The organism is Aquisalimonas sp., from assembly GCF_007120195.1.
Classification (GTDB): Bacteria; Pseudomonadota; Gammaproteobacteria; order Nitrococcales; family Aquisalimonadaceae; genus Aquisalimonas.
Window position 1 is genome coordinate 1 of the sequence record NZ_SKOG01000042.1, and the last position, 12,699, is coordinate 12,699.

The window sequence follows — 12,699 nt, forward strand, 5'->3', positions numbered from 1 at the left end:
CTGTCCCGTAAATAAGTTGCGAAAATTGGCGTGGATCCTGACGGTTCCTGGCAAGGCGCGCCGACGAGGCGTAGCGGGGACTACGGCGAGGAGGCGCAACGCCGCCAGGGGCCGTCAGGGCTGCGACAATCGTAACGTTATTTGCGGGACAGGACACTAGGGACCACCGAGCGCGAAGTCCACGCCGTGTACCCGAACATGACCGTCCTGCAGTGGCCGCGCACCCGTGCCGAGCTCCCCGGGACGAAGGAGGGCTTGCGCCGAGGGCGACTGCGGCGCCTGCACGGCCCCAACGGTGCCCTGCACCCGACGCAACAGGCCCTGGTGGAGTGCCACGGTTCTCAGTGTTGCTTCTATACCCCCGGATTCGTAATGTCACTGTTCGCCATGTACCACAGCGAAAAACGCCCCTCGCGGCAGCGCATTCAGGATGTTCTCGCCGGTACTCTGTGCCGTTGCACTGGCTACCGGCCCATCATCGCCGCCGCCGAGCGCATGTACGGCCTGGGGAGTAACGACCACTTCAGCGCCACCGAAAAGGAGACGGTGGAGCGGCTGCGGGCGCTGCGCGGTGATGACCGCCGACGATCTGCCTGCCGGGCGCGACGTGGGTCCTGTCTTCGCCGGCGATCCGGTATTCGCCGAGGATACCATCAGCTACTGGGGTCAGCGGTGGTCATTGAAACACGGCGCATGGGCGGCGGTTTCGGTGGCAAGGAGACCCAGCCGGCCAGCGCGCCCGGTACGGCAATGCCCACAGAGGCAAAGCCGCTGGAGATAATACAGGTATTGGGCCGCTTCGCCGGGTAGAGCCGCGCCATCTACGCCTTGTGTACGCCTACACGTCGGAGATGGCGATATCCTCGGGGGCGAGCGCCTGGCGCAGGTCCGAGACGATCTTCTGCGGCTTGACCGTAGATCCGCTATCCTAGTGTCCTCGCACAGTTCGGCGACCTGCGCGGCGTACTTGGTGATGGGCTGATACAGTTCAGCCGCTTTCATGCGATTCCTTTACTTCCATGGCACTTGGCTTTGGTTACGTCCTGGTCGCTCGCGCAATTGCTCAAGCGCCCAGGGCTGTTTCACCCTGGCGGCTATGTGTCGTGGCACCGCTCAATCGTTTCGTATACTCCATCTGTCCGGAAAGTACATTCCGGTTCCGAAAATGGAAAGGAAAGCGCATGTCCCAATCCGAGGCACCGTATCCCGGCCTGTTCCGGCGGCTCGCCGCGCTTGTCTACGACTCCATGCTGGTGACCGCTATTGTCATCGCTGCAACGGCGCTGCTGTTGCCGGTTACCGGCGGTGAAGCCATAGACGCCCTCGGCCCGGCAACGCTGCTCTACCAAGCCTACCTGCTTACGGTGGTGTTCTTGTTCTTTGGCTACTGCTGGACGCACGGCGGCCAGACACTCGGCATGAAAGCATGGCGCCTGCGCCTGCGGCGCGCGGACAGTGGCCCCGTGACCTGGCGGGCGGCCATCCTGCGTTACGGGGCCGCCCTGCTGGCCTGGGTCCCGCTGGTTCTGATCTTTATTCTGAGCTATCAGATGGGACTGGCGTCCATCGCCTGGATCCCCGTAGCGGGGGTGTTCCTGTGGAGTCTCGGAAGCCGCCAGCGACCGGCCTGGCACGACCACTTGGCGGGTACGCGGGTCGTTGTTGAACCACGGGAATGACTTACGCGGGCCGTTATTGAGCCAGGGGAATGCCTAGCGAATGCGCGCGGTGAAGTAAACCGCCGCGGCCAGACACACGAGCGTGGGCAGCAGGGCGCTGATCATCGGCGGGATTCCGTAGACCAGGCCCAGGTGGTTCAACAGCCGGTTTGCCAGGTAGAAGGCGATACCGATCATGACGCCGACAAAGATGCGCTGCCCGGCGCCCGTTGAGCGTAAGGTACTGAAGGCCAGTGGGATGGTGAGCAGTAGCATGGTCAGCGTGGCAAGCGGTGTGCCGATCTTCAGCCACAATGCCAGCTCGTAGTGTTCGCTCTCGAGGTCATTGCGCTGCAGGTAACCGATGTATGTCCACAGATCAACCATGGACAGGGTCCCAGGCTCCACCACCACCACGTCCAGGACGTCCGGCCTCAGGCCGGCCTCCCAGAACATGCTCTCTTCAGCCTCAATTGCAACGCTGTTGTCCGCGAACTGGTTCCGGCGCACATCCTGAAGCAACCAGCCATCGCCTTGGTACGCCGCGCGGCCGGCAGTGATCACCTGCTCCAGGGCCCGGTTGCCGTCGAACGCGTAAATCGTCACATCCTCGAGCAGCTCGGCACTGGGTGCCGAGCCGACGCTGATGAAACGCCGCCCATCCCGTGCCCAGAAGCCGTCGCGGCTCAGCATGGAGACGTCACCCCCGCGCGCCTGCACCTCGACGTCCAGCGACGCCCGCTCGGCCGGCGGCACCACCCATTCGCCAATCGCCGCGGCGACCACCGCCAGCAACACACCAGCGACCATGACCGAGCGACCGATGTTGAGCACAGACATCCCCGCCGCGCGCATGACCACAAGCTCTGAGCGCGCCGCCATGCCGCCCAGGGTCATAAGACTGCCGATCAGCGTGGCAATCGGGAAGGCTTCGTAGGCACGTTGCGGTCCGGTTAAACCAACGTGCAATAACGCCTGCAACGCGGTGTATTCGTCATCGATATCCGCGCTTTCCTCGACAAAGGAGAAAACCAGCTCCATGGAGACAATAATTAGTAGGACCGTTAGGCTGCCGCCAATCACAGCCTTGGCGATGTAGCGGTCCAGGATTCTCATGCGCCTCTCCGGTTCCGCCCGGGCTTCCCCTTGCCGGGTCGCAATTGCAGTAGCCCGTACTGACGGGAGAGCCACACCACCGCCAGGATCGCAACGATGGCGTGCACGGGCCAGAGCCCAATCCAGGGCGGCAGGGTGCCGTCCTCGAGCCAACCCTGGCTCAGGGTCAAGCCGTTCGAGTACACGGCGTAGACCAGCACCGCCAGCAGCAGCCGCCCGTAGCGACCCTCCCGTGGCGAACTGCGGCTCAAGGGTATCGCCATCAACCCAAGGGTCACGACCATCACCGGCATGGATAGCCGCCACTGGAGCTCTGAGGTATCCCGCAAATCGTCGGAACCCCAGAGCTCATTCGTGGGCTGCCCGTCCCGGCGCACGCGCACATCGGGCGGTTCACCTTCCGCGATTCGCACGCCGTGAACCTTGTAGCGGTAATCCCGCCAGCGGCCACTCCCGGGTACGCCGTCATAGCGCCGCCCGTCGAGCAGCATGAGGTACTGATCACCGGTATCCGGGTCCGCCTCCACGTAGCCTTCATCGGCTGCCAGCAGGATCTGCTCGCCGCCCCGGCGGGCCTGCAGGAAGACATTCCGCATGCGCTCTCCGTCCTCGGAGAAGCGTTCAATATAAAACATGCCGTCCGCCTGACTCGACTGGATGAAGCGCCCGGGCCGTATCGCCTGGATCTCCACCGCTTCACGCGCCAGCTGCTCCGCCTCGCGCCCTTCCCGTGCGGCCCACGGCCCCATTTCCAGAGCCATCCAGGCGATCACCACCGTCAACGGCACCACCAGTATGACCAGCGCGCGGTAGAGCTCCCGTGGGCCGACCCCGCAGGCGCCGAGTGCGGCCATTTCGCTGTCGCGGTACAGCCGCCCCAGCGCGAGTATGATGCCAAGAAAGAAACTCCCCGGGATGGCGAGGGCCAGGTAGCTCAACGCCTTGTAACCCATGAGCTGCATGACCATGTCGCCCGGCAGGCTGCCGCTTGCCGCATCACCGAGGTAACGCACCAGGCGATTGGTGAAAAGCACGGCCACAAGCACCAGCGTGACCGCCAGCCAAGCCTGGGCGATCTCGCGGATCAGGTAGCGACTGACAATGGAAAGTCCCACGCTGGCACCCTCTTCTTTCAGTTAAGCAACCGTATTGCCCGCGCGGCGCGGCACCGTGCGTTGTCGGTAGAAAACTTCGCAAGAAAGGCTGTTCGGTTCGCCGGTGGCCTCTCCCCCGCGATTCCTGCAGAATGCTGCGTTAGACTGCCGCACTGGGCGGGTGCGCCGTCGCCGACTCGGCAACGGGACGGCCGCAGCCGTTCAGCGCTGCCCAAGGGGCAAGAGGATACCAGTGAGCGCCGGTCAGGCGCGCGCTTCCTTGACAGACTGAGGATAGTTCCACAGACAAGGCCACGACCGAGGAGTTGCACTTGGAATACGCCGTCAAGAGCGGTAGTCCGGAAAAGCAGCGATCAGCCTGTGTCGTCGTCGGCGTATTGGAGCACCGCCGCCTGTCCAGTGCCGCCACGCAGCTGGACCAGGCCTGCGATGGCTACCTGTCCCAACTGGTACGCCGCGGCGACATGGACGGCCGCCAGGGGCAATCCCTGATGCTGCACAGGATTGCCGGGCTTGTATGCGATCGTGTGTTGCTGATCGGGCTGGGACGGGAGCGGGAATGTGATGACCGCGCCTTCAGCAAGGCCATTGAGACCATGGACGCGGCACTGCGAAACTCCGGTGCCAGCGAGGCCACCTGTTATCTCAGCGAGATCGGCGTCAAGGGCCGGGATGTGTTCTGGCGCATCCGCACGGGGGCCCGCACGATGGAGACGCTGCAATACCGTTTCGACCGGCTGAAGACGGGCAAGGGCGATGCGCCGGGAGTAGCCCTGCGACGCATTACGTTTAGCGTCCCGAGCCGTCGCGAACTCGGCGACGGCGACAAGGCAGCCCGGGAAGGGCATGCCATGGGGCGAGGTATGAATCTCGCCCGCGACCTGGGAAATCTGCCCGGTAATTATTGCACGCCGCGATACCTCGGGGAACAGGCCGGGGACCTGGCGGCAAGGCACCCACGCCTGGAGGCGCAACTCCTCGACGAGACGGCGATGGAGGAACTCGGCATGGGCGCGCTGCTCGCCGTCTCCCGCGGCAGCCAGGAGGAAGCCCGTTTAATCGTCGTCCACTACCGCGGCGGCGACAACGATACCGCTCCCTACACCCTGGTGGGCAAAGGCATCACGTTCGATACGGGGGGTATATCGATCAAGCCCAGTGCCAGCATGGACGAGATGAAGTTCGACATGTGCGGTGCAGCCAGCGTGTTCGGCACCATGCAGGCCGTCGCGGAGCTGGAATTGCCCATTAACGTGGTGGGCATCATTGCCGCGGCCGAGAACATGCCCGATGGCCGCGCTATCAAGCCCGGCGACATCATCACCAGCATGTCCAGCCAAACCATCGAGGTGCTCAACACCGACGCGGAAGGGCGCCTGGTCCTGTGCGATGCGTTGACCTACGCGGAGCGCTTCCGTCCCGCCGCCGTGGTGGATATCGCCACCCTGACCGGCGCCGCCATCGTGGCGCTTGGGCATCACACGCACGGCCTTATGGGCAATAGCAGCACGCTCGTCAATGAGCTGCTCAGCGCGGGCAAGGCGGCAGGCGACCGCGCGTGGGAGCTGCCCATGGGCGATGAGTACCAGGAGCAGCTCAAGAGCAACTTTGCTGACATGGCGAATATCGGTGGACAGCCGGCGGGATCCATCACGGCAGGCTGTTTTCTCAGCCGATACACACGGCGCTACCGCTGGGCCCACCTGGACATCGCAGGCACGGCCTGGAAGTCCGGCGATCAGAAAGGGGCCACGGGCCGCCCCGTCGCGTTGCTGAGCCAGTGGCTGCTGGATCGGGCATGCTGATCAGCGCAGGCTGTTGAACCATGGTGCGGGTTGACTTCCATATTTTGTCGTCCAGTGACGCGCACACGCGGCTGATCTACGCCTGCCGACTCACGGACAAGGCGCGCGCACGCAATCACCGCGTGTATCTGCGCGTGGCGGATGAGGCGCTCGCCAGCGAGCTCGACGCACTGCTGTGGACCTTTCGCGACCGCAGCTTCGTCCCTCACGCGATCGACGCCCCGGGGGCGGCGGACGAGGCCGTACTGATTGGCACTGGTGATGCCCCAAGTCGCGGCGAGCCCGATCTGCTGGTCAATCTCGCGCCCGATCCCGTGGCGGCCCCGGAGCGGTTTCGGCGCATCGTCGAGGTTGGCGATGACGACCAAGCGGTCCGCCAGGCTGCGCGCAACCGCTTTCGCTGGTACCGGGAGCGGGGTATCGAGCCCGAGCACCGCACGGTGGATGTCTCGTGACGCAAGAAGGGGCAGGCTGGCACGCTAAGGCACTGACATCATTCCCATCGACCGACACACAGGCGACGCATGGACAAGACGTACGACCCACACCGGATTGAACAGCGCTGGTACGCCACCTGGGAGCGGGAGCACTACTTCGCGCCGTCAGGCGAGGGTGAGCCCTACTGCATCATGATCCCGCCGCCCAACGTTACCGGCACCTTGCACATGGGCCATGCGTTCCAGGACACCATCATGGATGTCCTCATCCGTTATCACCGCATGCAGGGCAACAACACCCTCTGGCAGCCGGGCACGGACCACGCGGGGATCGCCACGCAGATGGTAGTGGAGCGTCAGCTCAACGCCGAGGGCAAAAACCGGCACGACCTGGGGCGCGAGGCGTTCATTCAGCGCATCTGGGAGTGGCGGCAGGAATCCGGCGGCACCATTACGCGGCAGTTGCGCCGAATGGGCGCCTCCGTGGACTGGTCGCGGGAGCGATTCACCATGGATGCGGGCCTCTCCAATGCCGTGCGCGAGGTCTTCGTGCGACTCTTCGACGAGGGTCTGATCTACCGCGGCAAACGCCTGGTCAACTGGGATCCGGTACTGCGCACAGCCGTCTCCGATCTGGAGGTGGTCTCTGAGGAGGAGCAAGGCCATATCTGGCGCATGCGCTATCCGCTGGCGGATGGCAGTGGCCATGTCACCGTGGCCACCACCCGCCCGGAGACCATGCTCGGCGATACCGCGGTGGCGGTCCACCCGCAAGACGAGCGCTTCAGCCATCTGGTCGGCAAGACCGTGGAGCTGCCACTCACGGGCCGGCAGATCCCGGTGATCGCCGACGACTATGTGGATCCGGAATTCGGCTCCGGCTGTCTAAAAATCACGCCAGCGCACGATTTCAACGACTACGCCGTGGGTGAGCGTCACGCGCTGCCGAAGATCAATGTCCTCACGGAAGACGCCCGCATCAACGACAATGCACCGGCCGCCTACCGGGGGCTCGACCGCTTCGAGGCGCGGGACCAGGTGGTGGCGGACCTGAAGGCGGCGGGCCTGCTGGAGGCGACGGACAAACACACGCTCATGGTCCCGCGCGGTGACCGCACCCACGCCGTGATCGAGCCGTTCCTGACAGACCAGTGGTTCGTGCGCGCGCAGCCGCTCGCAGGCCCGGCCATCGAGGCCGTGGAGGACGGGCGCATCCGCTTCGTGCCGGATAACTGGAAGAACACGTATTTCGACTGGATGCGCCGCATCGAGGACTGGTGCATCTCCCGGCAAATCTGGTGGGGCCACCGCATCCCGGCCTGGTACGACACCGACGGCAATGTCTTTGTGGCCCGTAACGAGGAGGCGGCACGGGGGAAGGCGCGCGCCCACCATGGCCGGGACGTGGAGCTCAGCCAGGACGAGGACGTGCTCGACACGTGGTTCTCCTCGGCTCTGTGGCCATTTTCCACCTTGGGCTGGCCGGAGGACACCAACGAGCTGCGCACATTCTACCCCACGAACGTGCTGGTCACCGGCTTCGATATCATCTTCTTCTGGGTCGCCCGGATGATCATGATGGGCATGAAGTTCATGGAGGAGGTGCCATTCCGCGAGGTGTACATCCACGGGCTGGTCCGCGATTCAAGTGGTCAGAAGATGTCCAAATCCAAAGGCAATGTCCTCGACCCCATCGACATCATCGACGGCATTGACCTCGACACCCTGGTGGAAAAGCGCACCTCGGGCATGATGCAGCCACAACTCGCCAAGCAGGTCGAGGCGATGACCCGCAAGGCCTTCCCGCAGGGCATCGCCTCCCACGGCGCCGACGCTCTGCGCTTTACCTTCTGCTCCCTGGCCACCACCGGGCGCGACGTGGTCTTTGACATGGGCCGCGCCGACGGTTATCGCAATTTCTGCAACAAGCTGTGGAACGCCGCCCGCTATGTCCTGATGAACACCGAGGGCGAGGATTGCGGGGCCGCCCCGGACGCGGAGATCCACTACACTGTCGCCGACCGCTGGATCCGCTCGCGCCTTGAGGCAGCCACCACGGAGATCAACCGCAACATTGACGCCTACCGGCTCGATCTCGCCTCCCAGGCGCTCTATGACTTCGTCTGGAACGAGTACTGCGACTGGTACCTGGAGCTCTCCAAACCCGTTCTGCAGTCCCCGCAGGAGGCGGCGTTGCGGCGCGGGACGCGCCAGACCCTGGTGCAGGTCCTCGAGACCGTCCTGCGGCTCGCCCACCCCATGATGCCCTTCATTACCGAAGAGATCTGGCAACGGGTCGCGCGGCTCGCCGGCAAGCAAGGGCCGACGATCATGCTGGAGTCCTTCCCGGTGGCCGACGGCGCCAGGGTGGACACCCGCGCGGAAGACGATGTCGCCTGGATTCAGGCCTTCATCCTGGGGGTCCGGCGCATCCGCGGCGAAATGGACATCTCCCCCAACCGCGCCCTGCCCGTGTTGCTGCAAAAGGGCAGTGCAAAGGACACGGGCCGTCTCGACGCCTACGGTGTCTTCCTGAGTCGCCTGGCCCGCCTGGAGCGCATGGACTGGCTGGCGTCGGACCAGCCAGCCCCGGAGGCAGCCATCGCGCTGGTTGGAGACATGCAGGTGCTGGTGCCGATGAAGGGCCTGATCGACAAGCATGCCGAGTTGGCGCGGCTGGACAAGGAACGTACCAAAGTGCGCAAGGAGCTCGAGAAGACGGACCGCAAGTTGGCCAACAGCAGTTTCGTGGAAAAGGCGCCCGCCGAGGTCGTCGACCAGGAACGGCAACGCCAGGAAGCGCGGCGTGCCACCCTGGCACAGCTCGACGATCAGTACGCGCGCATCGAGCACCTTTAAGGTGACTGGGGACGATTTCACAGGGCGGCCCGTACGATTGCTGAGGGCGCTGTTCGTATGATTCGCGGGGGAGGCGCCGGTCTGCCGGTTACCCCCCGGCGGAGCGGAGCACCACGTTGACCACCACGACCAAGATCACGATCAACAGCACCGTGAAGACGATGCCACCCACGATGTAGGGCATGGGGCTGCTGGTGGAGAAATCGCGTTTGCGCGCCGCATTGCTCTGGACTCCCAGAGCACCGGCAAGCACACTCTGCACCACCTGCCAGAGCGTCGGTTTGCGTTGTTGCTGATGCGGGTCCTGATCGGTCATGACGCCTCCACTGTTGATCCCGCACGGCACATTAGCGTGCTACCTGGCTGGCGAACCGGCGCGCCCTGTTCGCGTCACGACGACGTGGTGTAGCCGAACCCGCCCGCGCCGCAGCCGAGATCCCGGGCGAGGATGAGCGCGTCCTCGCGGCGGCCGCCCTGGACCGGATAGTACTGCGGTCGCATCCCCACCTCACAAAACCCGTTCTGCATGTAGAGCTCCACCGCGCGACGGTTGGATGGCCGTACTTCGAGAAACACCGTCGCCGCGCCCAGCCGCGCGGCATGATCCAGCGCCGCCCCTAACAGCGTTCGGCCATAGCCCTGGCCATGGCACTCCGGATCGACACAGATGTTGAGCACATGCCCTTCACCGGCTACCACCGACATCACCAAGTAGCCTCTGACCCGCCCGTCCGCGACCAGCACCCAGCAGCCATAACCGACACGCATGCAATCGCGGAAGACGGACGCCGTCCAAGGAAAATAATACGCGCTGCGCTCGATGGTCAGCACTTCGGGCAGATCATGCTCGCGCATCCGCCGCAGTTCGGCTACATCGGGGGTAGTGACCACCGCATTCATGCTGTGCCCTCCCGCTCTGCTCGCTCCGGCAGAAGTTCGCGCAGGCGTTTGAGATCGTCCCAGGCCTTGGCCTTGTCCTGCGGCGTGCGCAGGAGATACGCCGGATGATAGCTCACCACGACCGGGATCGCGCGCTGTTGTAGTGTATGCACCTGCTGGCGGAGCGTGCGCAGCGGCCTGTCGGAGCCAAGAAGATTCTGCGCGGCAATGCGCCCGAGCGCCAGGATGACACTGGGCCGGACCAGCTCGATCTGCCGGGCCAGATAGGGGCGGCAGGCCTCCACCTCCTCCGCGCCCGGGTCTCGGTTTCGGGGGGGGCGGCACTTGAGCATGTTGGCGATGAACACCCGCTCGCGACTGTAACCCAAGGCGCGCAGCATGTTGTCCAGCAATTGCCCGGCCCGACCCACGAACGGCTCGCCCTGGCGATCTTCTTCGGCGCCGGGCGCCTCGCCAACGACGAGTATATCCGCATCCCGCCGACCGACGCCGAATACGGTCTGGGTCCGGCTGTGGCACAGGGGACAGCGGGTGCATCCGGCCACGGACTGCGCGAGGCTTTGCCAGTCCATATGGGCGATGTCCGGCGCGCCGGGAGCATAGACGGCTGCCCCTTGTGCCTGCCGCGCATCGCCATCCCTTGCCTGCGCAACTCGGTCCGCCGGCGGCTCCAGCACCGCCGGCGGCGGATCGTCCCGACGCACCCAGACATCGATGCCCATCCGACGCAATAGCTGCTGGCGCCGTGAGCGTTCCTCGTCACCACTCATCGTCTCACCCGCGAATGCCGGCAATACGGCACATCAACACGCGATCTGTCGTGCCGGACCCGGCGGGGCATCCAGTTTCCCCCTATCGCCCGCGCCGAACGGCTGTGCGCTGGCGACGCCGCCGCAGCACGGTCAGCGCCGGACCCGACGCGGCGTAGGCCAGGAAGCCCACGAACAGGACCACCGGCGGATGGATCGCGGCAAAGGCGATAATCACAACCAGCGCCACCAGAAAAATAAATGGGACGCGGTAGCGGAAGTCGAATTCCTTGAAACTGTAATAGCGAAAGTTGCTCACCATCAACAGGCCCGCGGTCACGGTCGCCACGAGCGCCACCACCTTTGCGACGCTGCCATCCAGACCCAGGGCCGCACCAGACCAGACCATGCTCGCAAGCGCTGCCGCCGCCGCGGGACTCGGCAACCCCTGGAAGTAACGCTTCTCGGCCACCCCCGCCTGGGTGTTGAACCGCGCCAGTCGCAGGGCCGCACAGGCCGCATACGTGAATGCGCCGAGCCAGCCCAGCTTGCTCCAGACCGTGCCTAAGCCCGCGAGATCGCCAAGCGCCCATTGATACATGACCAGCGCCGGCGCCAGACCGAAGCAGACCATGTCCGAGAGGCTGTCGAACTGGAGGCCGAAATCGCTCTGTGTGTTGGTCAGGCGGGCGACACGGCCGTCCAGCCCGTCCATGATCATGGCGATAAAAATGCCGATGGCCGCAAGATGGAAGTCGCCATTGATGCCTGAGACGATGGCGAAAAAGCCGAAGAACAGCCCCGCCGTCGTGAATAGATTGGGCAGGAGATAAATGCCCCGCCGCCTCTTGGTCTGATGCTCTGCGGCCATGCCGGGTTGATCCGCTCAGTTGGGCAAAACTCTTTCAGAGAACCCAGACGTTAGCATAACTGGCCCGGGGCTGGCCGACCGGGCAGAGCACCGGCGCCGCGCAGGAGCGCACCGGTGCTCGGGTTAGAGTCAGTTCTTGCTGCGATCCACCAGCTGCTTCTGCCGGATCCAAGGCATCATATCCCGCAGCTTTGCGCCCACCACCTCAATGGAATGCTCCCGGGCAAGGCGGCGGCGGGCCTTGAGTGTAGGGGCATTGGCTTGGTTCTCGAGAATGAACTCGCGGGCGAAGGTGCCATCCTGGATCTCCTGCAGAATGGCCTTCATGGCCTTGCGGGATTCCTCGTTGATCACCCGGGGGCCGCTGACGAAATCGCCGTACTCGGCGGTGTTGGAGATTGAGTAGCGCATGTTGGCAATGCCGCCCTCGTAGAGCAGATCGACAATGAGCTTGACCTCGTGGAGGCACTCGAAGTACGCCATCTCGGGGCTGTAACCGGCCTCGGTCAAGGTTTCGAAACCACCCTGGATGAGCGCGGTCAGCCCGCCGCAGAGCACCACTTGCTCGCCAAAGAGATCGGTTTCCGTCTCTTCGCGGAAGGATGTCTCGATGACCCCGGCGCGGCCACCGCCGATGGCGGAGGCGTAAGAAATGGCGACTTCCTTCGCCTGTCCGGAGCTGTTTTGCTGGATCGCCACCAGGCAGGGCACACCGGCGCCATCGACGTAGGTCGAGCGCACCAGGTGGCCGGGCCCCTTGGGCGCCACCATGATCACGTCCAGGTCGGCGCGGGGCTCGATCTGGCCATAGTGGATATTGAAACCGTGGGCGAACGCGATGGCCGTACCTTTTTTCAAGTTTGGCTCGATCTGCTGGCTGTAGATCGCTCCCTGGTGCTCGTCGGGCGTGAGGATCATAACCAGCTCCGCCTGGCGGGTGGCCTCTTCGACGCTGGCCACCTCCAGCCCGGCGGTGCGGGCCTTGTCAGCGGAAGCCGAGCCCTCGCGCAGCCCCACAACCACCGCCACACCGGATTCCTTCAGATTGTTCGCGTGGGCGTGCCCCTGCGAACCATAGCCGATAATGGCGACCTTTCGGTTCTGGATCATGGACAGGTCGGCGTCCTTATCGTAGTAGACTTTCATTGTGCCCCCGTTGGGTCTGGTTGAACTCGTTGCAGCAGGCGCT

The 12,699-nt window shown here is 64.5% G+C and carries 12 protein-coding genes; 5 read left to right on the forward strand and 7 right to left on the reverse strand.

Going from position 1 to position 12,699, the window contains the following annotated elements:
* Positions 1-198 precede the first annotated feature (198 nt).
* Positions 199-810 carry a 2Fe-2S iron-sulfur cluster-binding protein gene (locus QZT63_RS03410; protein WP_290648600.1) on the forward strand — a complete coding sequence of 204 codons (612 nt, stop codon included), beginning with the start codon at positions 199-201 and terminating at the stop codon, positions 808-810.
* 371 nt (positions 811-1,181) lie between these two features.
* Complete coding sequence (locus tag QZT63_RS03415; RefSeq protein ID WP_290648602.1) at positions 1,182-1,679, forward strand: RDD family protein; 498 nt, start codon at positions 1,182-1,184, stop codon at positions 1,677-1,679.
* A 33-nt stretch (positions 1,680-1,712) separates the two neighbouring features.
* Here QZT63_RS03415 and lptG read toward each other — a convergent pair whose 3' ends face one another.
* The gene (gene lptG / locus QZT63_RS03420; protein ID WP_290648604.1) at positions 1,713-2,774 is read right to left on the reverse strand and encodes an LPS export ABC transporter permease LptG; all 1,062 of its coding nucleotides are present in this window, start codon (positions 2,772-2,774) and stop codon (positions 1,713-1,715) included.
* Positions 2,771-3,889 (reverse strand): LPS export ABC transporter permease LptF, encoded by a 1,119-nt coding sequence (gene lptF / locus QZT63_RS03425; protein WP_290648606.1) that lies wholly within the window; start codon positions 3,887-3,889, stop codon positions 2,771-2,773. Before lptF ends, lptG begins: the two co-directional genes overlap by 4 nt.
* A 311-nt stretch (positions 3,890-4,200) precedes the next feature.
* Here lptF and QZT63_RS03430 point away from each other — a divergent pair, with 311 nt between their 5' ends.
* The 3 genes from QZT63_RS03430 to QZT63_RS03440 all read left to right on the forward strand — a co-directional run bounded on the left by QZT63_RS03430 (position 4,201) and on the right by QZT63_RS03440 (position 8,990).
* A complete protein-coding gene (locus QZT63_RS03430) occupies positions 4,201-5,694 on the forward strand; it encodes a leucyl aminopeptidase (protein WP_290648608.1) in 1,494 nt (497 codons plus the stop codon).
* Between the two features lie 20 nt (positions 5,695-5,714).
* A complete protein-coding gene (locus QZT63_RS03435; RefSeq protein ID WP_290648610.1) occupies positions 5,715-6,149 on the forward strand; it encodes a DNA polymerase III subunit chi in 435 nt (144 codons plus the stop codon).
* A gap of 69 nt (positions 6,150-6,218) precedes the next feature.
* Positions 6,219-8,990 carry a valine--tRNA ligase gene (locus tag QZT63_RS03440; RefSeq protein ID WP_290648612.1) on the forward strand — a complete coding sequence of 924 codons (2,772 nt, stop codon included), beginning with the start codon at positions 6,219-6,221 and terminating at the stop codon, positions 8,988-8,990.
* A gap of 88 nt (positions 8,991-9,078) precedes the next feature.
* Here the strand turns inward: QZT63_RS03440 and QZT63_RS03445 are convergent, their stop codons facing one another.
* The 5 genes from QZT63_RS03445 to ilvC form a co-directional block, all read right to left on the reverse strand.
* The gene (locus QZT63_RS03445) at positions 9,079-9,306 is read right to left on the reverse strand and encodes a DUF2970 domain-containing protein (RefSeq protein WP_290648614.1); all 228 of its coding nucleotides are present in this window, start codon (positions 9,304-9,306) and stop codon (positions 9,079-9,081) included.
* Between the two features lie 74 nt (positions 9,307-9,380).
* Positions 9,381-9,890 (reverse strand): ribosomal protein S18-alanine N-acetyltransferase, encoded by a 510-nt coding sequence (gene rimI / locus QZT63_RS03450; protein ID WP_290648616.1) that lies wholly within the window; start codon positions 9,888-9,890, stop codon positions 9,381-9,383.
* Positions 9,887-10,660: a uracil-DNA glycosylase gene (locus tag QZT63_RS03455; RefSeq protein WP_290648618.1), complete on the reverse strand. Its 774-nt coding sequence runs from the start codon at positions 10,658-10,660 to the stop codon at positions 9,887-9,889. Before QZT63_RS03455 ends, rimI begins: the two co-directional genes overlap by 4 nt.
* An 82-nt stretch (positions 10,661-10,742) precedes the next feature.
* Positions 10,743-11,510: a CDP-diacylglycerol--serine O-phosphatidyltransferase gene (gene pssA, locus QZT63_RS03460; protein WP_290648619.1), complete on the reverse strand. Its 768-nt coding sequence runs from the start codon at positions 11,508-11,510 to the stop codon at positions 10,743-10,745.
* 129 nt (positions 11,511-11,639) lie between these two features.
* Positions 11,640-12,656 carry a ketol-acid reductoisomerase gene (gene ilvC, locus QZT63_RS03465; RefSeq protein ID WP_290648620.1) on the reverse strand — a complete coding sequence of 339 codons (1,017 nt, stop codon included), beginning with the start codon at positions 12,654-12,656 and terminating at the stop codon, positions 11,640-11,642.
* Between the last annotated feature and the right edge of the window lie 43 nt (positions 12,657-12,699).

Bases quoted from the DNA above. Each gene is read 5' to 3' on its own strand.
- ilvC (WP_290648620.1), bottom strand. From the start codon at position 12,656: ATGAAAGTCTACTACGATAAGGACGCCGACCTGTCCATGATCCAGAAC.
- QZT63_RS03435 (WP_290648610.1), top strand. From the start codon at position 5,715: ATGGTGCGGGTTGACTTCCATATTTTGTCGTCCAGTGACGCGCACACG.
- pssA (WP_290648619.1), bottom strand. From the start codon at position 11,510: ATGGCCGCAGAGCATCAGACCAAGAGGCGGCGGGGCATTTATCTCCTG.
- QZT63_RS03455 (WP_290648618.1), bottom strand. From the start codon at position 10,660: ATGAGTGGTGACGAGGAACGCTCACGGCGCCAGCAGCTATTGCGTCGG.
- QZT63_RS03415 (WP_290648602.1), top strand. From the start codon at position 1,182: ATGTCCCAATCCGAGGCACCGTATCCCGGCCTGTTCCGGCGGCTCGCC.
- rimI (WP_290648616.1), bottom strand. From the start codon at position 9,890: ATGAATGCGGTGGTCACTACCCCCGATGTAGCCGAACTGCGGCGGATG.
- lptG (WP_290648604.1), bottom strand. From the start codon at position 2,774: ATGAGAATCCTGGACCGCTACATCGCCAAGGCTGTGATTGGCGGCAGC.
- QZT63_RS03445 (WP_290648614.1), bottom strand. From the start codon at position 9,306: ATGACCGATCAGGACCCGCATCAGCAACAACGCAAACCGACGCTCTGG.
- QZT63_RS03410 (WP_290648600.1), top strand. From the start codon at position 199: ATGACCGTCCTGCAGTGGCCGCGCACCCGTGCCGAGCTCCCCGGGACG.
- QZT63_RS03440 (WP_290648612.1), top strand. From the start codon at position 6,219: ATGGACAAGACGTACGACCCACACCGGATTGAACAGCGCTGGTACGCC.